The organism is Pseudomonas sp. FP2294 (genome assembly GCF_030687625.1).
GTDB classification, from domain to species: Bacteria; Pseudomonadota; Gammaproteobacteria; order Pseudomonadales; family Pseudomonadaceae; genus Aquipseudomonas; species Aquipseudomonas shahriarae.
On sequence record NZ_CP117441.1, the window covers coordinates 1,844,870 to 1,866,279 of the forward strand.

Below are 21,410 nucleotides of genomic sequence, written 5' to 3' on the forward strand. Positions count from 1 at the left end.
TAGCCGGCTACTTCATACATGGAAAAACTCCCGGCGATAGCCCCCGATTCGATCAACAATCAGCGTTAATCCGGCGGGTTGGCGCAGGGTATCGTTAGGCGTTCAACCCTAGGCAATAAGGGACATTGCTGATGTCGGTACAGGACGATTTAACCCACACATTCACGCAGCTGCCGGGGCAGCCCAAGTTTGCGCAGTATGTCTCGTTTGCCAATGTGACCCGTGAGGGGCTGGACGCCGCGCATTCCCAGGTGCGCACGGCAGAGTTGTCGCCGGCACTCTTGCGTTTCCTGACGCAGTTGTCGTTCTGGCAAGCTCACCTCAAGCAGCAATTTCCCGCGACATTCCTCGCGGCGACGCAACCCTTCGATGCGCGCCAGCAACAACTTTTCGAGAGCAGCCAGAGCCTCACCGACGGGGAATACCTCGCGCAGATGGAAGCCCTGCGCGCGCCGCGCCGGCAAGCCGTCGACGAGGTGGTGGAGCGATTGACCGAGGAAGTAATGAAGCACCATGACTTGGATATTTGTTACGTGCCCGAGGTCTGAGCCGCAGCCCGGTCAATTGATCCACGGCAAGTGGCGTGGAATTGCTTGCCCGCCGTGCTGCCCAATCCGCTAGTCTTGATCCATCTTGGAAGGGAGTCGCCCATGTTTGAATCCGCCGAAATTGGTCACGCCGTCGATAAGGACACTTACGACGCTGAAGTCCCGACCTTGCGTGAGGCCTTGCTGGAAGCGCAGTTCGAGTTGCACCAGCAGGGACGCTTCCCGGTGATCGTGCTGATCAATGGCATCGAAGGCGCCGGCAAGGGCGAAACCGTCAAGCTGCTCAATGAATGGATGGATCCGCGCCTGATCGAGGTGCGCACCTTTGACCAGCAGACCGACGAAGAACTGGCCCGCCCGCCGGCCTGGCGCTACTGGCGACAACTGCCGGCCAAGGGGCGCATGGGCGTGTTCTTCGGCAACTGGTACAGCCAGATGCTGCAGGCGCGGGTCCATGGCCAGATCAAGGACGCACGCCTGGACCAGGCCATTGCCGGGGCCGAGCGCCTGGAGCAAATGCTGTGCGATGAAGGGGCGCTGATCTTCAAGTTCTGGTTCCACCTCTCCAAGAAACAAATGAAGGCGCGGCTCAAGGCCCTGCAGGACGACCCGCTGCACAGCTGGCGTATCAGCCCGCTGGATTGGCAGCAGTCCGAGACCTACGACAAGTTTGTGCATTTCGGCGAGCGCGTGCTGCGCCGCACCAGCCGTGACTATGCACCCTGGCATGTGATCGAAGGCGTGGATGCCAACTACCGCGGGCTGACCGTGGCCAGGATCCTTCTGGAGGGCCTGCAAAATGCCCTGAAGCTGTCCAAGGCCAGGGCCAGCGGCATCCATCCGGCGCCCTTGCCATCCTCGGTGGACCAGATGAGCCTGCTGGACAGCCTGGACATGACCCAGCGCCTGGAAAAGGACGACTACGAAGAGCAACTGATTACCGAACAGGCGCGGCTCTCGGGCCTGATGCGCGACAAACGCATGCGCAAACACGCGCTGGTCACGGTTTTTGAAGGTAATGACGCGGCGGGCAAGGGCGGGGCGATCCGCCGCGTGGCGGCGGCACTGGACCCGCGCCAGTACCGCATCGTGCCGATTGCCGCGCCCACCGAAGACGAGCGCGCCCAGCCGTACTTGTGGCGGTTCTGGCGGCAGATCCCGGCGCGGGGCATGTTTACCGTGTTTGACCGCTCCTGGTATGGCCGGGTGCTGGTGGAGCGGGTCGAAGGCTTTTGCACCACGGCCGACTGGATGCGCGCCTACGCCGAGATCAATGATTTCGAGGAGCAATTGCGCGACGCCGGGGTGATCGTGGTCAAGTTCTGGCTGGCGATTGATAAACAGACCCAGCTGGAGCGTTTTCAGGCCCGGGAAGAGATCCCGTTCAAGCGCTTCAAAATCACCGAAGACGACTGGCGCAACCGCGACAAGTGGGATGTCTACCGGGCCGCGGTGGGCGACATGGTGGACCGCACCAGCACCGAGATCGCGCCCTGGACCCTGGTGGAGGCCAACGACAAGCGCTGGGCACGGGTCAAGGTATTGCGCACCATCAACCTGGCGCTGGAAGAGGCGTTCGCCAAGTCCGACAAGCACGACAAAAAGAAGAAGCACAAATAGCGCCATGCTTTTGCATACGCCAGGTGAATGATCGTCGCGATCGCCAGGCCCCGGATCTATCCTCGATCTGTCTCCCAATAACGACAAGATCGAGGTAGCCCATGCGTGAAGTAGTGATCGTCGACAGCGTGCGAACCGGCCTGGCCAAGTCCTTTCGCGGCAAGTTCAACCAGACCCGCCCTGATGACATGGCCGCGCATTGCGTCAACGCCTTGCTGGCACGCAGTGGCATCGACCCGGCCAGTGTCGAGGATTGCATTGTCGGCGCCGGCTCCAACGAAGGCGCCCAGGGCTACAACATCGGCCGCAACGTGGCAGTGCTGTCGCGCCTGGGCACCGGCACCGCCGGCATGACCCTCAACCGTTTCTGTTCATCGGGGCTGCAGGCGATTGCCATCGCGGCCAACCAGATCGCCTCGGGGTGCAGCGACATCATTGTCGCCGGTGGTGTCGAGTCCATCAGTCTGACCATGAAGAGCGTGAATACCGACAACCTGATCAACCCATTGCTCAAGGAGCAGGTGCCGGGCATCTACTTCCCCATGGGCCAGACCGCCGAAATAGTTGCCCGCCGCTATAACGTCAGCCGCGAAGAGCAGGACCTGTACGCCCTGCAAAGCCAGCAGCGCACCGCCCAGGCCCAGGCCGAGGGGCTGTTCGACGATGAAATCGTGGCCATGGCGGTCAAGTACAAGGTCGAGGACAAGCACACCGGCGAGGTGCAGATCCTCGACGGCGTGGTCGATCGCGACGACTGCAACCGCCCGGACACCACCCTGGCCAGCCTGAGTGGGCTCAAGCCGGTGTTTGCCGAGGATGGTTCGGTGACCGCGGGTAACTCATCGCAACTGTCCGACGGCGCGTCGATGACCCTGGTGATGAGCCTGGAAAAAGCCCTGGAACTGGGGCTCAAGCCCAAGGCGTTTTTCCGTGGCTTTACCGTGGCCGGCTGCGAGCCGGACGAGATGGGCATCGGCCCGGTGTTCTCGGTGCCCAAATTGCTCAAGGCCCGTGGCCTGCAAGTGGCGGACATCGACCTGTGGGAGCTCAACGAGGCGTTTGCGTCCCAGTGCCTGTATGCGCGCAATCGTCTGGAGATCGACAATGCCAGGTACAACGTCAACGGTGGTTCGATCTCCATTGGTCACCCGTTCGGCATGACCGGGTCACGGCAGGTCGGGCACCTGGTGCGGGAGCTGCAACGGCGCAATTTGCGTTATGGCATCGTCACCATGTGCGTGGGCGGCGGGATGGGGGCAACCGGGCTGTTTGAAGCTGTGCGCTGATCTGGCCCTGGGGGCCCAATTATTAAATGCAGCTTCGTGCTCTGGCTCTGCTTTTGATCTGGCTTTTGATCTTGATCTTAGGCGCCCCGTTAAACCACGATGGCCGCAGGCAGGCATTGCGCAGTGGGCACCCCGGCATGGATGCTGGGGTAGCCGCGACACGGCCATGGATGGCCGATCGCGGCGGGCCCACGGAGCAATGCCTGACTGCGGGCATGCCGAGCCTAGGCGAGGCACCGAGTGGTGGGGCAGGAGCCCTTTTGGTTACTTTTGGCTGGGCCGGCACTCCGGGCTCTTTTCCAAAAGTGACCCGCTGTAAGAGCGGAACCAATAGCGGCCGTGACCGCAGCAATGGATATGTACACATACCCAGAGGATAGCTGTGTAGATACCCATGCTGCGATAGCGTCACCGCGATGCAACTGATGTACCGAAGTGCTTGCATCGCAGGCAAGCCAGCTCCCACACAAGCCAGCTCCCACAGTTGATTTGCGGTATGCCTGATAAAAAACTTCGCCAAGGTCCACCCACATCCCCCTAGAATGCGGCTTCCTCTACCTCTGGCTCTTGGGGCACTCATGCACATCTCTTCCGGCCGCTGGGTCTACGGTTTATCCCTGACCCTGCTGACCGCGCTGCTCTGGGGCATTCTGCCGATCAAGCTCAAACAGGTGCTGCAGGTGATGGACCCGATCACAGTGACCTGGTTTCGCCTGATGGTGTCCGGCAGTTGCCTGTTCGTTTATCTGGCCGCCGTCAAGCGTCTGCCCAGCCCGAAAGTCTTGGGCAAGCGCGGTGGCTGGCTGGTGGCGATGGCGGTGTGTGGGCTGCTGGGCAACTACGTGCTCTATCTGGTGGGGCTGAAGATGTTGAGCCCCGGCACGGCGCAACTGGTGGTGCAGATGGGGCCGATCTTTTTGATGATCGCCAGTGTGTTTCTGTTCAAGGAGCGTTTCAGCCTGGGGCAGGGGGTAGGCCTGTTGGTGCTGATCATCGGCTTTGCACTGTTCTTCAACCAGCGCCTGGCGGAGCTGCTGACATCCCTGGGCACTTACACCGCCGGGGTGCTGACGATTCTGCTGGCGACCACCATCTGGGTGTTCTACGCCCTGGGCCAGAAGCAATTGCTGACGGTGTGGAATTCACTGCAGGTGATGATGGTGATTTACCTGTCTTGCGCATTTCTCCTGTTGCCCTGGGTACATCCCATGGAGGCGCTGCAACTGAGCCCATTGCAAGGCTGGCTGTTGCTGGCGTGCTGTTTCAATACGCTGATTGCCTATGGCGCCTTTGCCGAAGCCTTGGCTCACTGGGAAGCGTCGCGGGTCAGTGCGACGTTGGCGATTACACCGCTGGTGACCTTTGTGGCGGTGGCGATTGCCGCCTGGTTGTGGCCTGACTATGTGCATGCCGAGCAGATCAATGGCCTGGGTTACGGCGGTGCGGTGCTGGTGGTATTGGGGTCGGCGTCGGTGGCGTTGGCGCCGTCCTTGATCGCCGGGCTCAAGGCCCGGCGCGCAAGGTTGGCCCACCTTTAGGTCAATGCCCGGCTTCGAGCATATTCTCCGGGCGTACCCACTGGTCGAATTCGGCATCGGTGAGGTAGCCCAGCTCCAGCGCTGCTTCACGTAGCGTCAGCCCTTCGGCATAGGCTTTCTTGGCAATCTGCGCCGACTTGTCATAGCCGATATGCGGGTTCAGCGCGGTCACCAGCATCAAACCCCGTTCCAGGTGCGCGGCCATTTGCTCGGCGTCGGGCTCAAGGCCCGCGATGCAATGTTCCTGGAAGTTGCGGCAGCCATCGGCCAGCAAGCGGATCGACTCCAGCAGGTTGTGGATAATCACCGGCTTGTACACGTTCAACTGCAAATGCCCTTGGCTGGCGGCAATGCCGATGGTCACGTCGTTGCCCAGCACCTGGCACGCCAGCATCGACAGCGCCTCGCACTGGGTCGGGTTGACCTTGCCGGGCATGATCGAACTGCCCGGCTCATTGGCCGGCAGGCGCACTTCGGCCAGCCCAGCGCGTGGCCCCGAGCCCAGCAGGCGCAGGTCGTTGGCGATTTTCATCAAGGCCACGGCCAGGGTTTTCAGGGCGCCGGACAGGGTGGTCAGCGGCTCATGGCCCGACAATGCGGCGAACTTGTTGGGCGCAGTGACAAACGGCAGCCCGGACAACGCAGCGATTTCTGCGGCAATCGCCTCGCCAAAGCCGTGGGGCGAGTTCAGGCCGGTGCCTACCGCCGTGCCGCCCTGGGCCAGCTCGCACACGGCGGGCAGGGCGCTGCGAATGGCGCGCTCGGCATAGTCCAGTTGGGCGATGAACGCGGAGACTTCCTGGCCGAAGGTGATCGGCGTGGCGTCCATCATATGGGTGCGGCCGGTCTTGACCAGCTTCATATGGCGCGCCGACAACTCCGCCAGCCCGCCAGACAGTTCGCGCAACGCCGGCAGCAACTGCTCGTGCACCGCCTGTACCGTGGCGATGCTCATGGCGGTGGGGAAGCAGTCGTTGGAGCTCTGGGAGCGGTTGACGTGATCGTTGGGGTGTACCGGGCTCTTGCCGCCACGGGGCCCGCCCGACAGCTCGTTGGCGCGGCCGGCGAGCACTTCGTTGGCGTTCATATTGCTCTGGGTGCCACTGCCGGTCTGCCAGACCACCAAGGGGAACTGGTCATCGTGCTGGCCGTCGAGCACTTCGTCGGCGGCCTGTTCGATCAGCCGGGCAATATCGGCGGGCAGGTCGCCATTGCGGTCGTTGACCCGCGCCGCCGCTTTCTTGATCAGGACCAGGGCGTGCAGGACCGCCAGTGGCATGCGTTGTTCGCCGATGGCGAAATTGACCAGTGAACGCTGGGTCTGTGCGCCCCAGTAAGCGTCATCCGGGACTTGTACTTCGCCCAGGCTGTCGGTTTCGATACGGCTCATCGCAGGGACTCTCCTTGTAGTCGGTTTGCGCAGTTTAGGCCCTGGGGGGGCGATTGGGTTCCATAAAAGCCATTTCATCGGCCAACCCCCCGCAAAACCAGGCGCTATAAGGCGTGGGGTTGAGTGCCAGCGTTTTTTAGGCGCAGAATGGTCGCCCTTGGGGTATTACCTCGCCTGCTAGAAAGGAAACTCGATGACTCGTCTTCGTGCCATCTGTACCGCGGTTGCTCTGGTCTGTGCCAGCGGCCAGGTTTTTGCCGATACCGCCAGCCACAACGCCAGTGCCGAAGCCTTCCTGACCCTGGCTCACGCGGACAAGCTGGGCACCCCGGTGTACATGCAAGTGCAGCAAATGTTCGCCCAGCGTTTCGAGCAGACCAAGGCGCCTGCCGCCAAGCAAACCGTGCTCGACACCTACCAGGCCAAGGCCAACGCCGCCCTGGACCAGGCCATTGGCTGGAACAAGCTCAAGCCGGACATGGTCAAGCTCTACACCAGCAACTTCAGCGAGTCCGAACTCAAAGACCTGGTTGCCTTCTACAAATCGCCACTGGGCAAGAAAGTCCTGGAGAAAATGCCGCAACTGACCCAGCAATCGGCCCAGTTGACCCAGGCCAAGCTGGAAAGCGCGGTACCTGTCGTGAACAAGCTGTTGGAAGACATGACCAACGAGCTGACCCCCAAAGCCGCACCCGCCAAGAAGAAGTAAGCAATGACCATGCAGCAGCGTATCGAATCGGCACTTGCCGCCCTGAGCCCGGAACACATGAGTGTGCTGGACGAAAGCCACATGCACAGCCGTGGATTGCAGACGCATTTCAAGGCCGTGCTGGTCAGCCAGCAGTTCGAGGGGCTCAACCGCGTCAAGCGCCACCAGAAGGTCTACGCCACGTTGGGCGACCTGATGAGCGAGTTCCATGCGCTGGCGCTGCATACCTACACGCCTGAAGAATGGGCAAAAACCGACGCAGCCCCGGCCTCGCCGACCTGCGCTGGCGGTAGCAAACACTGATATCCGGCTGCTACAAGGGCCTATGTTTTGCTAGAATCCGCAACGCGCCGCTTAGTCGGCGCGTTTTTTTTGCATCCGGTTCACCCTTTACGAGGGTAGCCACCTGGAGAGAACACCCATGACACACCCCATCGTCGTGGCGGCACTGTATAAGTTCGTCACCCTCGAAGATTACGTCGCCCTGCGTGAGCCCCTGTTGCAGGCCATGGTCGACAATGGCATCAAGGGCACCTTGCTGATCGCCGAAGAAGGCATCAACGGCACCGTTTCCGGTAGCCGCGAAGGCATTGATGGCCTGATGGCCTGGTTGAAGAACGACCCACGCATGGTCGATATCGACCACAAAGAGTCGTACTGCGATGAGCAGCCGTTCTACCGCACCAAGGTCAAGCTGAAAAAAGAGATCGTGACCCTGGGTGTCGAAGGCGTCGACCCGAACAAGAAAGTCGGTACCTACGTTGATCCACAAGACTGGAACGCGTTGATCAGCGATCCAGAAGTGCTGTTGATCGACACCCGTAACGACTATGAAGTGTCGATCGGCACCTTTGAAGGCGCAATCGACCCGAAAACCACGAGTTTTCGCGAATTTCCCGACTATATCAAAGCCAACTTCGATCCGGCCAAGCACAAGAAGGTCGCGATGTTCTGCACCGGCGGGATTCGTTGTGAAAAGGCCTCGAGCTACATGCTCAGCGAAGGCTTTGACGAGGTGTATCACCTCAAGGGCGGCATCCTCAAATACCTCGAAGAGGTGCCCCAGGCAGAGACCAAATGGCAGGGCGACTGCTTTGTCTTCGATAACCGCGTGACCGTGCGCCACGATTTGAGCGAAGGTGACTACGATCAATGTCATGCCTGCCGTACACCGGTTAGCGTAGAGGACCGCGCATCCGAGCACTACGTGGCCGGCATCAGTTGCCCGCACTGCTGGGATAAGCTGTCCGAGAAGACCCGTCGCAGTGCGATCGACCGCCAGAAGCAGATCGAGCTGGCCAAGGCCCGCAATATGCCGCACCCGATTGGTTACAACTACAAGCAATCATCCACCGAGGCTTGAACCATGTCTGCGCGCCTGCTCTATGTAATGGACCCGATGTGTTCCTGGTGCTGGGGTTTTGCCCCGGTGGCCAAGGCCCTGGTTGAGCAGGCCCAGGCGGCTGGCGTGGAATTGCACCTGGTGGTGGGCGGCTTGCGTACCGGCAGTGGTGCGGCGCTGGAACCGACTACTCGGCGCTATATCCTGGAGCACTGGCAGGCGGTGACCGAGGCCACGGGCCAGCCGTTCCGCCTGGAGGGCGCCTTGCCTGAAGGGTTTGTGTATGACACCGAGCCGGCCTGCCGGGCCCTGGTCACTGCGCGTGGCCTGGCGCCGGATTGCGCCTGGACCTTGCTCGGGCTGATCCAGCAGGCCTTTTATGTCGAGGGTCGCGATGTGACCCGCGCCAGTGTGCTGGTGGAGCTGGCCGAGACCGCCGGGGTGCCGCGTATCGAGTTTGCCGAGGCCTTTGACCGCGCCGAACAACATGCCGCCACGGCCGCCGACTTCACTTGGGTCCAGGACCTGGGCATCGCCGGTTTCCCGACCTTGCTGGCCGAACGCAATGGCCAGTTGGCGTTGTTGACCAATGGCTACCAGCCGCTGTCCGAGCTGTCGCCGCTGCTCGGTCGCTGGCTGGAGCGAGCTGCCTGTGCATGATCAGCCAACACCACGGGTTGATCGGCTGACCTGGGCAGAAATCCGTCGCCTGGCCCTGCGCCATAAAAAATCCCTGTGGATTGCCAACGGTGTCGCCGTACTGGCGACCCTGTGCAGCGTACCGATTCCCTTGCTCCTGCCGTTGCTGGTGGACGAAGTGCTGCTGGGCAATGGCGATGCGGCGTTGCAGGTGATGAACCACGCGTTGCCGACGGCCTGGCAGCAGGCTGCCGGGTATATCGGCCTGATGCTGCTGATTACCCTGGTATTGCGCTGCGCGGCGTTGGTGTTCAACGTGGTCCAGGCCCGCCTGTTTGCGGGGCTGGCCAAGGACATTGTCTACCGCATCCGCGTGCGTCTGATCGAGCGGCTCAAGCGTATTTCCCTGAGTGAATACGAAAGCCTGGGCGGTGGCACCGTGACCACACACCTGGTCACCGACCTGGACACGGTGGACAAGTTTGTCGGGGAAACCTTGAGCCGGTTCCTGGTGGCCACCCTGACCCTGGTCGGCACCTCCGGGATCCTGATGTGGATGCACTGGAAGCTGGCCCTGTTGATCCTGCTGTTCAACCCCCTGGTGATCTACGCCACGGTGCAGTTGGGCAAGCGGGTCAAACACCTGAAAAAGCTCGAAAACGACAGTACCTCGCGGTTTACCCAGGCCCTGACAGAAACCCTGGATGCCATCCAGGAAGTGCGCGCCGGCAATCGCCAGGGGTTTTTCCTCGGGCGCCTGGGGCAGCGTGCCCAGGAAGTGCGCGACTTTGCCATCAACTCCCAGTGGAAAAGCGACGCCTCCAGCCGCGCCAGTGGCCTGCTGTTCCAGTTCGGCATTGATATCTTCCGCGCGGCGGCGATGCTCACGGTGCTGTTTTCCGACTTGTCCATCGGCCAGATGCTCGCGGTGTTCAGCTACCTGTGGTTCATGATCGGCCCGGTGGAGCAACTGCTGAACCTGCAATACGCCTACTACGCAGCCGGTGGCGCGCTGACGCGGATCAACGAACTGTTGGCCCGCGCCGACGAACCGCAATACGCAGGGGGCGAAGATCCGTTTACCGGGCGCGAAACCGTGGGTATCGAGGTGCAGGGCCTGGACTTTGGCTATGGCGAAGACCTGGTGCTCAATCAGTTGAACCTGGTCATCGCCCCCGGCGAGAAGGTGGCGATTGTCGGCGCCAGTGGCGGCGGTAAAAGTACCCTGGTGCAATTACTGCTGGGGCTCTACACCCCGCAGGCGGGCACGATCCGCTTCGGCGGCGCAACCCAGCAGGCGATTGGCCTGGAAACCATCCGCGAGCATGTCGCGGTGGTGCTGCAGCATCCGGCACTGTTCAACGACACGGTGCGCGCCAACCTGACCATGGGCCGCGAGCGCAGTGATCAAGCCTGCTGGCAGGCCCTTGAAATTGCCCAGTTGGATGCTACGGTCAAGGGGTTACCCCAGGGCCTGGACAGTATTGTCGGGCGCTCGGGCGTACGTTTGTCCGGCGGCCAGCGCCAACGCCTGGCGATTGCCCGGATGGTGCTGGCCGAGCCGAAAGTGGTGATCCTCGACGAAGCCACCTCGGCCCTGGATGCGGCCACCGAATACAACCTGCACCAGGCACTGGCGCGGTTTCTCAGTGGGCGTACTACACTGATCGTTGCTCACCGTTTGTCGGCGGTGAAGCAGGCTGATAGGGTATTGGTGTTTGACGGTGGGCATATAGCCGAAGACGGCGACCACCAGCAGCTGATAGCCGACGGCGGTTTGTACGCCAAGCTTTACGGACACTTGCAACAAGTTCGCTGAAACGATCCCGGTACCGATCCTGGAGGGATCGTGTTTGGCCTCGGCTGTGCTGTCAGGAGCAGTTTTTACTCGCCTGTGCTGATGCAAGGGATCTCATGAAGCAGAAGCGAACTTTCGGAACACCCCGTTTGCTGGGCATTGTCTGGCCTTTTATTGCGGTTGTACTGTTCCAGGCATTACTGGGCTGCGTCAGCCTCTATATGCTCTCGGCCGTGCGCGGTTATGTGGCGGGCGAAAGCCTGTGGTCCAAGGGCCAGAAAGATGCCATCTATTACCTGACCCTGTACGCCGATAACCGCGACCAGAAGACCTTTCTCAAATACCAGAACGCGATTGCCGTGCCCCAGGGCGGGCACGAGCTGCGCATCGCCCTGGACCGCCCCAACCCTGACCTGGCGGCCGCGCGCCAGGGGATCCTCAAGGGCGGCAACCATCCGGATGACGTGTCGAGCGTGATCTGGCTGTACCTTAATTTCCGCCATTTCAGTTACCTGGAAAAAGCCATCGAGCTGTGGACCGTGGGCGATGGCTACCTAGTGCAACTCGACGACCTGGCGCAGGAAATGCACCGGGACATCCTTGCCAACCAAGCCACCAGCGCCGACATCCATGCCTGGAAAGAACGCATCATCGCCATCAACGATAGCGTGACGCCGGCGGCCAAGGCTTTCAGCGATGCCCTGGGTGAAGGCTCAAGGATGATTCTGCGCCTGCTGCTGATCACTAACCTGGCCACCGCCCTCGGCCTGATTGCCCTGGCCTTGTTGCGCACCCGCAAGCTATTGGCCCAGCGCCATGCGTTTGCCGATGCCTTGCAAGTGGAGAAGGAGCGGGCGCAGATCACCCTGGAGTCCATCGGCGACGGAGTGATTACCACCGATGTCGACGGGGCTATCGCCTATATGAACCCGGCGGCGGAGTCCCTGACCCACTGGAAGGCTGCCCAGGCCCAGGGCCTGCCCCTGGCGGCGTTGTTCAATCTGCTGGATGAAAACGCCCAGGCCGAAGGGTTTGCCCTGATCGAGCATATTCTTGGCGGTCAACTCACCGGCGGCAGCGAACACTCCAAGCTGATCCAGCGTCTGGATGGCAGCACGGTCTCCGTGACCCTGGTAGGTGCCCCGATCCGCAGTGCCGGAAAGGTCAGCGGGGCAGTGTTGGTGTTGCACGACATGACCCAAGAGCGCCAATACATTGCCAACCTGTCTTGGCAGGCGACCCATGATGCCTTGACCGGGCTGGCCAACCGCCGTGAATTTGAATTCCGCCTGGAGCAGGTGTTGCATGGCATCGGGCGCCAGCAGTCGGGGCATGCCTTGATGTTCCTCGACCTGGACCAGTTCAAGCTGGTCAACGACACCTGTGGTCACGCGGCGGGCGATGAGTTGTTGCGGCATATCTGCGCGCTGCTGCAATCGGACCTGCGCGAAGGCGATACGCTGGCTCGCCTCGGGGGCGATGAGTTTGGCATTCTGCTCGAGAACTGTCCGCCACTGGTGGCCGAGAAAATCGCCGAAAGTCTGCGTCGCACCGTGCAAAACCTGCACTTTGTCTGGAAAGGCCGGCCGTTTGTCACCACGGTCAGTATCGGCCTGGTCCATATCTCGCACATCCCGACCACTCTTGAAACTTCTTTGCGCGCCGCGGATATGGCCTGCTACATGGCCAAGGAAAAGGGGCGTAACCGGGTGCAGGTCTATCACGCCGATGACTCCGAGTTGTCCTTGCGCTTTGGCGAGATGGCCTGGATCCAGCGCCTGCACATGGCTTTGGAGGAGAACCGCTTCTGCCTGTATGCCCAGGAAATCGCGGCCTTGGGCCATACCGAGGCGGGTGCCGGGCATATCGAGATCCTGTTGCGCCTGCACGACGAAGCGGGGCGGATCATTTTGCCCGACAGCTTTATCCCGGCTGCCGAGCGTTATGGGTTGATGACTTCGCTGGACCGCTGGGTGGTGGAGAACGTATTCAAGCTGATTGCCCGTTGCATGATCGAGCGACCGGGCAGGCCCATGGCGATGTGTGCGATCAACCTGTCGGGCATCACCATCGGCGATGACGACTTCCTGAGCTTCCTGCGGGAGAAATTCAACGCCTATGGCATTCCGCCGAGCATGATCTGTTTTGAAATCACCGAAACCAGCGCCATTTCCAACCTTGGCAGTGCGATTCGTTTTATCAATGAGCTCAAGGCCTTAGGCTGTTTCTTCTCCCTGGACGACTTTTGCGCCGGAATGTCCTCATTCGCCTACCTCAAACATTTACCTGTAGACTTCCTGAAGATCGATGGAAGTTTCGTAAAGGATATGCTGGACGACCCGATTAACCGCGCCATGGTCGAAGTGATCAACCACATCGGCCATGTCATGGGTAAACGCACTATTGCCGAGTTTGTCGAAACGCCGCACATCGAGCAGGCATTGCTTGAGATCGGCGTGGACTACGCTCAGGGCTACCTGATTGAGCGCCCGCAATTGTTTACCTTCGATAGTTTGCAGTGTCGACCTGCGCGCCCGCAGCCTCTGTTATTCCGGGCGCCCGGCACGTTCCGCTGAAACATCTGCTGGTCTGTACACATCACACATCAAAAGGAGCCCGACAGTGATCGACACATTCAGCAGAACCGGCCCGCTTATGGAAGCCTCAAGTTACCCCACCTGGGCTCAGCAATTGATCCAGGACTGTAGCGAGAGCAAGCGCCGAGTTGTCGAACACGAACTGTACCAGCGCATGCGCGATAACAAGCTCAGTGCCAAGACCATGCGCCAATACCTGATTGGTGGCTGGCCAGTGGTGGAACAGTTCGCGTTGTACATGGCACAAAACCTGACCAAGACCAAGTTTGCCCGTCATCCTGGCGAGGATATGGCGCGACGTTGGTTGATGCGCAATATTCGCGTGGAACTGAACCATGCCGACTATTGGATGCATTGGGCACGCGCCCATGGCGTGGGCCTGGAAGAACTGCAAGCGCAGAACGTGCCGCCCGAGTTGCACGCACTGAGTCATTGGTGCTGGCACACCAGTTCGGCCGATTCGTTGATTGTTGCGATTGCCGCTACCAACTACGCCATCGAGGGGGCCACTGGGGAGTGGTCTGCGCTGGTGTGTTCGACGGGCGTGTATGCCGCAGCGTTCCCCGAAGAAGATCGCAAGCGCGCCATGAAGTGGCTGAAGATGCATGCCCAGTACGACGACGCCCACCCGTGGGAAGCACTGGAAATCATCTGCACCCTGGCGGGGATGAACCCGAGCAAGGCGTTGCAAGTGGAGTTGCGCCAGGCCGTGTGCAAGAGCTACGACTACATGTACCTGTTCCTGGAGCGTTGCATGCAGTTGGAGAAAACCCCGGTGATCCGCGAACGCCAGGTACTGGCGGCCAGCGAAGCCTGACCCCGGCAGGGCGGGGTAGGGGTTACCCCGCCATTGCCAGGCGGTTGCGGCCTTCGCGCTTGGCCACGTACAAGGCGCTGTCGGCCCGGCGCAGCAAGCTTTCGGCCGACTCGCCTACCAGCAAGGTCGCGCAACCCAGGCTCACCGTCAATTCGATACGCGTGGTGTCCGCCCAGTAGTCCTGGGCCTGTGCTGCCTGGCGCAAGCGTTCGCCGACCATGGTGGCGGCATCGCGGCTGGTGTTGGAAAGCAGGATCAGGAACTCGTCCCCGCCAAACCGAAACACCATATCCACATTGCGCAACTGGCTTTTGATCGAGGCTGCGACGGCCTTGAGCACTTTGTCGCCGGTGGCGTGGCCGTGGCTGTCGTTGATGCGCTTGAAGTGATCGATGTCGAGCATCAGCAAGGACAGCGGATGCAGATGCCGCTTGGCCATCTCGATCTCCCGGCCCAGGGTCTGGTCCATGGCGACGCGGTTGCCGGTCTCGGTCAATGGATCGCGCAGGGCGCTGCGGGTCGCGGCGCGATACAGCAAGGCATTGCGCATGGGGTACAGCAGGCTGGCCAGCAGTGATTCCAGGTTGCCCTGTTCCTCTTCGCTGAAGCGCTGGTTGCGGCGAAACACCAACTCCCCCAGGTGCTCGCCCTGATGGCTGAGGCTGTAACTCACGGAGTGATGACCGCGCTGGCCATATTCCAGACGCAGGTCGCTGGTTTCATGGCGGTATTGCAGGGCGTCCAGGGGGACCAGGCGCTGCACTTCGCGAAAAAACAGGCCGAGGATCCGCTCCGCTTCCAGGCTGGTCTGCAATTGCAGATTCAGTTGCTGGCGCAGTTGCGCAAGGCTGATGGGGCGGCGGGCGACGATGGAAGGCTGGCCAAAGCCCAGGCGTTGCAATTTGGCACTGTCGAAGTCAATTGCGTTGGTCTGGGTCGGTGTTTTCATAAACGGGCAGGCCTCTAAGCACAGAATGCTGTCTTACAGGCTCGATGGGAGCGGTTACTGGCGGGCGCCTTACTGTTCCTTCAGTTCCGTAAAACTTGGGTAACAGTCTAGTCCGCTTTGCCGGGGGTTATAACCCCTGATCCCATGCCGCACGTCTTGATGTCGCGCTGCCTGCTTAAGCAAATTGGAGCGAAAAGCGTGCCATTTAGTGCAATTAGTTTTTTGTTCTTATAAAACAAGGGGATGGGGTTTATTGAGGAAAAGGCGTGGTGGAAATTTGGCGCAGGCCCATTTTGGCGGGTGGGCTTGCTTGCGATGGCGGTAGGTATCACACAACTTTTTTCTGGGTATGTGTACATATCCGTTGCTGCGGTCACGGCCACTTAGGGTTCCGCCCTTACGGCGGCTCACTTTGGAAGAGCGCCAAAGTAAGCAAAGCGCTCTTGCCCCACCACTCGGTGCCTCGCCTAGGCTCGGCATGCCCGCAGTCAGGCATTGCTCCGTGGGCCCGCCGCGATCGGCCATCCCTGGCCGTGTCGCGGCTACCCCGGCATCCATGCCGGGGTGCCCACTGCGCAATACCTGCCTGCGGCCATCGTGGTTTAACGGGGCGCCTAAGATCAAGATCAAAAGCCAGATCAAAAGCAGAGCAACAGCAACAGCAATGCCAGAGCGCGAAGCTGCATTCCCCCCCCTGTGGGAGCTGGCTTGCCTGCGATGGCGGTACATCAGCCAATACATTTATCGACTGATACAGCGCCATCGCAGGCAAGCCAGCTCCCACAGGGGTACGCGCACGCTTCGACGATCAGGTCGGCTGTCAGGCCGCCTCGCTTTGCTTTTGATCTGAGGCGCCCCGTTAAACCACGCTGGCCGTCATCCGATATTGATTTGGGGGGTAGCCCGGCAGGACGCCGGGTTAGCCGCGCTGGGCCATGGATGGCCCATCGCGGCGGCCCCCCAAATCAATGTCGGATGACGGGCACACCGAGCCTGGGCGAGGTGCCGAGTGGTGGGGCAGGAGCCCTTTTGGTTACTTTTGGGGCTCTTTTCCAAAAGTGACCCGCTGTAAGAGCGGAACCAATAGCCGCCATGACCGCAGCAACGGATATGTACACAACCCCAGAAAAGAGTTGTGTAGATCCCTGTACCTATGGCCATCGCGGGCAAGCCCACTCCCACACAAGCCCCACAATGGCGTAGTGTCATGTCCGAAGATTATTGCGCGTCGAACGCCTGCCCATTGATCCCCGAGCTATCCGGGCCCATCAGGTACAGGTACACCGGCATGATCTCTTCCGGCAGCGGGTTGTTGGCCGGGTTTTCCCCAGGGTAAGCCTGGGCACGCATGCTGGTCCGGGTAGCGCCGGGGTTGATGCTGTTGGCGCGCACTGCCGCCACGGTGTCGAGTTCGTCGGCCAGGGTCTGCATCAGGCCTTCGGTGGCGAACTTCGACACGCCATAGGCGCCCCAGTAGGCCCGGCCCTTGCGCCCGACGCTGCTGGAGGTGAACACCACCGAAGCATCCTGGGACAGCTTGAGCAGGGGCAGCAGGGTGGCGGTCAGCATAAACATGGCGTTGACGTTGATATGCATGACGCGCATGAAGTTCTCGCCCGACAGCTGTTCGATCGGCGTGCGCGGACCAATGATCGAGGCGTTGTGCAGCAGCCCGTCGAGATGGCCGAATTCTTTTTCGATCATCGCCGCCAGCTCGTCGTATTGATGGGGCAGGGCGGTTTCCAGGTTGAACGGGATCACCACCGGCTGCGGGTGGCCGGCGGCTTCTATTTCATCGTAGACCTGGGCCAGGTTGGCCTCGGTCTTGCCCAGCAACAGCACGGTGGCACCGTGGGCGGCGTAGGTCTTGGCCGCCGCTGCACCAATCCCGCGGCCGGCGCCGGTGACCAGGATGACCCGGTCCTTGAGCAATTCTGGGCGTGCGGAGTAATCAAACATAATCGACCTCAACAAAAATTCAGTCTGAATGTGGGGCGGGCTCGCTCGCGATAGCGCAGTGTCAGTCAATAAAGCGGCAGCTGACTCACCGCTATCGCTGGCAAGCCAGCTCCCACATTGATCTCAGTGTTTCAGTGTCAGCAGCTGCAGAGTGCGCTATCGAGCACCTTGCGCAGCTCCAGCGGGTGATCGACCACAACGTCGGCGCCCCAGTTGCGGGCGTTGTCGTCGGGGTGGATATAACCATAGGTGACGGCGGCGGTACGGGTCCCGGCGTCGCGGCCCGATTCGATATCCCGCAGGTCGTCACCCACGAACAGCACGCTGGCCGGGTCCAGGTCGAGCATCTTGCAGGCCAGGATCAGCGGCTCCGGGTCGGGTTTGCTGTTCTTTACGTGGTCCGGGCAGATCAGCAGCGCCGAGCGCTGGGCCAGGCCCAGTTGCTCCATGATCGGCTCGGCAAAGCGCAATGGCTTGTTGGTCACCACGCCCCAGATCAGCTTGGAGCGCTCGATGTCTTCCAGCAGTTCGGCCATGCCATCAAACAGCTTGCTATGGATCGCGCAGCCCTTGACGTAGCGTTCGAGGAACTCCAGGCGCAGCTCTTCAAAGCCTGGGGACTCCGGGTCCATGGAAAATGTCACGGCGACCATGGCCCGGGCGCCGCCGGAAATTTCATCGCGGATATGCTGGTCGTTGATCGGTGCAAGCCCGCGCTCGGTGCGCATGGCCTGGCAGATGGCGATAAAGTCCGGCGCGGTATCGAGCAGCGTACCGTCCATGTCGAAAAGAACCGCTTTCAACTTCACAGGCTTATTCCTCTCGCAGGGTCTGGATCATGTAGTTGACGTCGACGTCGCTGGCCAGCTTGTAGTGCTTGGTCAGGGGGTTGTAGGTCAGGCCGATGATGTCCTTGACGGTCAGCCCGGCCTGACGGCTCCAGGCACCCAGCTCGGAAGGACGGATAAACTTCTTGAAGTCATGGGTGCCGCGCGGCAGCAGCTTCATGATGTATTCGGCACCGATGATCGCGAACAGGTAGGCCTTCGGGTTGCGGTTGATGGTGGAGAAGAACACCTGGCCGCCGGGCTTGACCATTCGGAAGCAGGCACGGATCACCGACGATGGGTCGGGCACGTGCTCCAGCATCTCCAGGCAGGTCACCACGTCGAACTGCTCGGGCATTTCTTCGGCCAGGGCTTCGGCGGTGATCTGCCGGTATTCGACGCTCACGCCCGACTCCAATTGATGCAGTTGGGCCACGGCCAGGGGCGCTTCGCCCATGTCGATACCCATCACCGTGGCGCCGCGCTGGGCCATGGCTTCGCTGAGAATGCCGCCACCGCAGCCCACGTCGAGGACTTTCTTGCCGGCCAGGTTGACCCGCTCGTCGATCCAGTTGACCCGCAGCGGGTTGATGTCGTGCAGGGGCTTGAACTCGCTTTCGCGGTCCCACCAGCGATGGGCCAGGGCTTCGAATTTGGCGATTTCGGCGTGGTCGACGTTACTCATGGGTAGTCCTCTAAATCCGATAAAACGTTTTGCCTGGCCAGGAATTTCGATCCGGGGCCGGCGTTATTCGTGGTGTCCGCTGATGCGCCGGCCCCAGGCAATGGCCGTGGCGCTCAGCTGTTGTTCATCCATGCGCGTCAGTTGCCGGTCGTCGAGCAGTTGCTTGCCGCCGACCCAAAGGTGTTTCACACAATCGCGCCCAGTGGCATATATAAGCTGTGACACCGGATCGTAGATCGGTTGCTGGGCCAGGCCCGAGAGGTCGAAGGCCACGATATCTGCAGCCTTGCCCACTTCCAGCGAGCCGATTTCCGTTTCCAGGCCCATGGCCCGTGCGCCGTTGAGGGTGGCCATGCGCAGCGCGCGATGGGCATCCAGGGCGCTGGCCGAGCCGGCGACGGCCTTGGCCAGTAGCGCGGCGGTGCGGGTTTCGCCCAGCAGGTCGAGGTCATTGTTGCTTGCCGCGCCGTCGGTGCCTACTGCCACATTGACGCCGGCCTGCCACAGGCGTTCCACCGGGCAGAAGCCACTGGCCAGTTTCAGGTTGGATTCCGGGCAATGGATCACACTGCTGTTGCTTTCTACCAGCAACGCCAGGTCTTCTTCGCTGATTTGGGTCATATGAACGGCCTGCAAGCGCGGGCCGAGCAAGCCCAGGCGTGCAAGGCGGGCCAGGGGCCGCTCGCCGTACTGTTCGACGGACTGCTGCACTTCACCGGCGGTTTCGTGGACGTGCATATGAATCGCGGCGTCCAGCTCCTCGGCGATGACCCGGACTTTTTCCAGGTTTGCATCGCTGACGGTGTAGGGCGCATGGGGGCCAAAGGCGATTTTGATCCGCGGGTGATGCTTGAGGTCGCCAAACAGCTCCACGCCCTGGCGGATTGCCTCGTCGGCAGTGGCCGCGCCGGGGATCGGGAAGTCGAGGATCGGAATCGCAATCTGCGCACGCATGCCGCTGTTATGCACGCGCTCGCTGGCGACCTTGGGGAAGAAGTACATGTCCGAGAAGCAACTGATGCCGCCTTTGATTTGCTCGGCAATTGCCAGGTCGGTGCCGTCGCGCACGAAGGCCTCGTCGACCCACTTGGCTTCGGCCGGCCAGATATGCTGTTGCAGCCAGGTCATCAGCGGCAGGTCGTCGGCCAGGCCGCGAAACAGGCTCATGGCCGCGTGGCCGTGGGCATTCACCAGGCCCGGGCTGAGTAGCACCCCCGGCAGCTCGCGCACTTCATGGGCCGCCAGCTTCAGCGCCTGGTCGCGCGGGCCGATAAACGCGATGCGCCCATCGCGAATGCCCAGGCCATGTGCCTTGAGCACCACGCCCGCAGGTTCGACCGGTACCAGCCAGCTTGGCAGCAGCAATAAGTCGAGCGGGGCGGCGGGTGGTGTCATAGCGAGCATCGTCCGGGGCGGTTATATAAAGAGGGCGAAGTATACCCGAGCGCCCTGGCGGGCGGATCGCTATAATCGGCGGCTTTTGTTGATGAGTACGGGGTGATGGATGCGCGATCGACTGTTGGCAGCAGAGAAAGTGAAGGCCATAGAGTGGCGTGATGGCGCACTGCACCTGCTCGATCAGCGTGCGCTGCCATCCCGGGAAAGCTGGGTGACATGCGCGACGGTCGACGAGGTGGCTGCAGCCATTCGCGCGATGGTGGTGCGTGGCGCGCCGGCGATCGGCATCAGTGCCGCCTACGGCCTGGTGCTCGCCGCCCGCGAGCGCATCGCCGAGGGCGGTGACTGGCAGGCGTCGTGGGAAGAAGACTACGCGCTGCTGGCCGACTCCCGGCCCACCGCGTCGAACCTGTTCTGGGCCCTCAAGCGCATGCGCGACCGCCTCGACCGCCTCAAGAACCACGCCGACCCATTGGCGGTGCTGGAGGCCGAAGCCATCGCGATCCATGAAAGTGACCGCGAAGCCAACCTGACCATGGCGCAACTGGGCGTCGAGTTGATCCGCAAGCACCAGGGCAATGCCCAGGCCATCCTGACCCATGGCAACGCGGGGGCATTGGCCACCGGCGGTGTTGGTACTGCGCTCGGGGTAATCCGTGCGGCGTTTCTGGAAGGCATGGTCGAGCAGGTCTATGCCAACGAAACCCGCCCCTGGCTGCAAGGCTCGCGGCTGACCGCCTGGGAATTGGCGGGCGAGGGTATCCCGGTCACGGTGAATGCCGACTCGGCCGGTGCGCATATCCTCAAGACCAAGGGCGTGACCTGGGTGATTGTCGGCGCCGACTGCATCGCGGCCAATGGCGACGTGATCAGCAAGATCGGCACCTACCAGTTGGCGGTGTGTGCCATGCACCACGGCGTGCGCTTTATGGTGGTGGCATCCAGCTCTACCCTGGACTTGATGATGGCTACTGGCGATGACGTCGCCCTCGAAGAGCGGGATGCCGGCGAGTTGCTGGAAGTCGCCGGGCAGCGCTTTGCCGCCGATGTAGCGGCTTTTAACCCGGTATTTGACGTGACCCCGGCCGACTTGATTGACGTGATCGTGACTGAAAAAGGTATCGTCGAGCGCCCGGATACGGCCAAATTGGCAAAGTTGATGTGCCGCAAGCGTCTGCATTGAGGCGGTCAGTAGTACAAGTGTAAGGCCGTCTGGGCGAGGGGTTCTCGCAGGATGGTGATCAATGTCACGGCATTTCTGAGTGTGGGCGTCAGCGCCCGCGAGCATGACGATGTGGCCGTGGCCCA

18 protein-coding genes are annotated in these 21,410 nt (G+C 61.3%); 12 read left to right on the forward strand and 6 right to left on the reverse strand.

Annotated elements, in window-relative coordinates:
- Positions 1-131: 131 nt before the first annotated feature.
- The 4 genes from PSH73_RS08345 to PSH73_RS08360 all read left to right on the forward strand — a co-directional run bounded on the left by PSH73_RS08345 (position 132) and on the right by PSH73_RS08360 (position 4,992).
- Entirely contained in the window at positions 132-548 is a 417-nt protein-coding gene (locus PSH73_RS08345) for an NEL-type E3 ubiquitin ligase domain-containing protein (protein ID WP_057958885.1), read from the forward strand.
- A gap of 102 nt (positions 549-650) precedes the next feature.
- Positions 651-2,168 (forward strand): polyphosphate:AMP phosphotransferase, encoded by a 1,518-nt coding sequence (gene pap / locus PSH73_RS08350; protein WP_305462218.1) that lies wholly within the window; start codon positions 651-653, stop codon positions 2,166-2,168.
- 101 nt (positions 2,169-2,269) lie between these two features.
- Positions 2,270-3,454: a thiolase family protein gene (locus tag PSH73_RS08355; RefSeq protein WP_057958887.1), complete on the forward strand. Its 1,185-nt coding sequence runs from the start codon at positions 2,270-2,272 to the stop codon at positions 3,452-3,454.
- 578 nt (positions 3,455-4,032) lie between these two features.
- A complete protein-coding gene (locus tag PSH73_RS08360) occupies positions 4,033-4,992 on the forward strand; it encodes a DMT family transporter (protein WP_057958888.1) in 960 nt (319 codons plus the stop codon).
- A gap of 1 nt (position 4,993) precedes the next feature.
- Here PSH73_RS08360 and PSH73_RS08365 read toward each other — a convergent pair whose 3' ends face one another.
- On the reverse strand, positions 4,994-6,382 hold the full coding sequence (locus PSH73_RS08365; protein WP_057440775.1) for a class II fumarate hydratase: 1,389 nt from the start codon (positions 6,380-6,382) through the stop codon (positions 4,994-4,996).
- A 193-nt stretch (positions 6,383-6,575) separates the two neighbouring features.
- Here PSH73_RS08365 and PSH73_RS08370 point away from each other — a divergent pair, with 193 nt between their 5' ends.
- The 7 genes from PSH73_RS08370 to PSH73_RS08400 all read left to right on the forward strand — a co-directional run bounded on the left by PSH73_RS08370 (position 6,576) and on the right by PSH73_RS08400 (position 14,284).
- Entirely contained in the window at positions 6,576-7,091 is a 516-nt protein-coding gene (locus PSH73_RS08370) for a DUF2059 domain-containing protein (protein ID WP_057958889.1), read from the forward strand.
- 3 nt (positions 7,092-7,094) lie between these two features.
- Complete coding sequence (locus PSH73_RS08375) at positions 7,095-7,394, forward strand: BolA family transcriptional regulator (RefSeq protein ID WP_057958890.1); 300 nt, start codon at positions 7,095-7,097, stop codon at positions 7,392-7,394.
- 118 nt (positions 7,395-7,512) lie between these two features.
- Positions 7,513-8,454: a rhodanese-related sulfurtransferase gene (locus PSH73_RS08380; protein WP_057440777.1), complete on the forward strand. Its 942-nt coding sequence runs from the start codon at positions 7,513-7,515 to the stop codon at positions 8,452-8,454.
- Between the two features lie 36 nt (positions 8,455-8,490).
- A complete protein-coding gene (locus PSH73_RS08385) occupies positions 8,491-9,093 on the forward strand; it encodes a DsbA family protein (protein ID WP_169961215.1) in 603 nt (200 codons plus the stop codon).
- A complete protein-coding gene (locus tag PSH73_RS08390) occupies positions 9,086-10,891 on the forward strand; it encodes an ABC transporter ATP-binding protein (protein ID WP_120732334.1) in 1,806 nt (601 codons plus the stop codon). The genes PSH73_RS08385 and PSH73_RS08390 overlap by 8 nt, the downstream gene beginning before the upstream one ends.
- Before the next feature lie 95 nt (positions 10,892-10,986).
- On the forward strand, positions 10,987-13,446 hold the full coding sequence (locus PSH73_RS08395; protein ID WP_057958893.1) for an EAL domain-containing protein: 2,460 nt from the start codon (positions 10,987-10,989) through the stop codon (positions 13,444-13,446).
- 79 nt (positions 13,447-13,525) lie between these two features.
- Positions 13,526-14,284: a TenA family transcriptional regulator gene (locus PSH73_RS08400; protein ID WP_178112260.1), complete on the forward strand. Its 759-nt coding sequence runs from the start codon at positions 13,526-13,528 to the stop codon at positions 14,282-14,284.
- 22 nt (positions 14,285-14,306) lie between these two features.
- Here the strand turns inward: PSH73_RS08400 and PSH73_RS08405 are convergent, their stop codons facing one another.
- The 5 genes from PSH73_RS08405 to PSH73_RS08425 form a co-directional block, all read right to left on the reverse strand.
- Positions 14,307-15,233, reverse strand: coding sequence for a GGDEF domain-containing protein (locus PSH73_RS08405; RefSeq protein WP_057445202.1), 927 nt, complete (start codon positions 15,231-15,233; stop codon positions 14,307-14,309).
- A gap of 1,218 nt (positions 15,234-16,451) precedes the next feature.
- Positions 16,452-17,192, reverse strand: a complete 741-nt coding sequence (locus PSH73_RS08410; protein ID WP_032863166.1) for a YciK family oxidoreductase — start codon at positions 17,190-17,192, stop codon at positions 16,452-16,454.
- Positions 17,193-17,329: 137 nt separating this feature from the next.
- The gene (gene mupP / locus PSH73_RS08415) at positions 17,330-18,001 is read right to left on the reverse strand and encodes an N-acetylmuramic acid 6-phosphate phosphatase MupP (protein WP_057439225.1); all 672 of its coding nucleotides are present in this window, start codon (positions 17,999-18,001) and stop codon (positions 17,330-17,332) included.
- Between the two features lie 4 nt (positions 18,002-18,005).
- Positions 18,006-18,704 (reverse strand): bifunctional 2-polyprenyl-6-hydroxyphenol methylase/3-demethylubiquinol 3-O-methyltransferase UbiG, encoded by a 699-nt coding sequence (gene ubiG, locus PSH73_RS08420; protein WP_003172645.1) that lies wholly within the window; start codon positions 18,702-18,704, stop codon positions 18,006-18,008.
- 63 nt (positions 18,705-18,767) lie between these two features.
- Positions 18,768-20,099 (reverse strand): TRZ/ATZ family hydrolase, encoded by a 1,332-nt coding sequence (locus tag PSH73_RS08425; protein ID WP_057958895.1) that lies wholly within the window; start codon positions 20,097-20,099, stop codon positions 18,768-18,770.
- A gap of 109 nt (positions 20,100-20,208) precedes the next feature.
- On the opposite strand from PSH73_RS08425, the gene mtnA reads away from it, so the two are divergent.
- Positions 20,209-21,285: an S-methyl-5-thioribose-1-phosphate isomerase gene (mtnA, locus tag PSH73_RS08430; protein WP_057439224.1), complete on the forward strand. Its 1,077-nt coding sequence runs from the start codon at positions 20,209-20,211 to the stop codon at positions 21,283-21,285.
- Positions 21,286-21,410: the final 125 nt, after the last annotated feature.

Bases quoted from the DNA above. Each gene is read 5' to 3' on its own strand.
- PSH73_RS08425 (WP_057958895.1), bottom strand. From the start codon at position 20,099: ATGACACCACCCGCCGCCCCGCTCGACTTATTGCTGCTGCCAAGCTGG.
- PSH73_RS08385 (WP_169961215.1), top strand. From the start codon at position 8,491: ATGTGTTCCTGGTGCTGGGGTTTTGCCCCGGTGGCCAAGGCCCTGGTT.
- ubiG (WP_003172645.1), bottom strand. From the start codon at position 18,704: ATGAGTAACGTCGACCACGCCGAAATCGCCAAATTCGAAGCCCTGGCC.
- pap (WP_305462218.1), top strand. From the start codon at position 651: ATGTTTGAATCCGCCGAAATTGGTCACGCCGTCGATAAGGACACTTAC.
- PSH73_RS08365 (WP_057440775.1), bottom strand. From the start codon at position 6,382: ATGAGCCGTATCGAAACCGACAGCCTGGGCGAAGTACAAGTCCCGGAT.
- PSH73_RS08405 (WP_057445202.1), bottom strand. From the start codon at position 15,233: ATGAAAACACCGACCCAGACCAACGCAATTGACTTCGACAGTGCCAAA.
- PSH73_RS08410 (WP_032863166.1), bottom strand. From the start codon at position 17,192: ATGTTTGATTACTCCGCACGCCCAGAATTGCTCAAGGACCGGGTCATC.
- PSH73_RS08370 (WP_057958889.1), top strand. From the start codon at position 6,576: ATGACTCGTCTTCGTGCCATCTGTACCGCGGTTGCTCTGGTCTGTGCC.
- PSH73_RS08355 (WP_057958887.1), top strand. From the start codon at position 2,270: ATGCGTGAAGTAGTGATCGTCGACAGCGTGCGAACCGGCCTGGCCAAG.
- PSH73_RS08400 (WP_178112260.1), top strand. From the start codon at position 13,526: ATGGAAGCCTCAAGTTACCCCACCTGGGCTCAGCAATTGATCCAGGAC.
- PSH73_RS08380 (WP_057440777.1), top strand. From the start codon at position 7,513: ATGACACACCCCATCGTCGTGGCGGCACTGTATAAGTTCGTCACCCTC.
- PSH73_RS08375 (WP_057958890.1), top strand. From the start codon at position 7,095: ATGACCATGCAGCAGCGTATCGAATCGGCACTTGCCGCCCTGAGCCCG.
- PSH73_RS08360 (WP_057958888.1), top strand. From the start codon at position 4,033: ATGCACATCTCTTCCGGCCGCTGGGTCTACGGTTTATCCCTGACCCTG.
- PSH73_RS08345 (WP_057958885.1), top strand. From the start codon at position 132: ATGTCGGTACAGGACGATTTAACCCACACATTCACGCAGCTGCCGGGG.
- PSH73_RS08395 (WP_057958893.1), top strand. From the start codon at position 10,987: ATGAAGCAGAAGCGAACTTTCGGAACACCCCGTTTGCTGGGCATTGTC.
- mtnA (WP_057439224.1), top strand. From the start codon at position 20,209: ATGCGCGATCGACTGTTGGCAGCAGAGAAAGTGAAGGCCATAGAGTGG.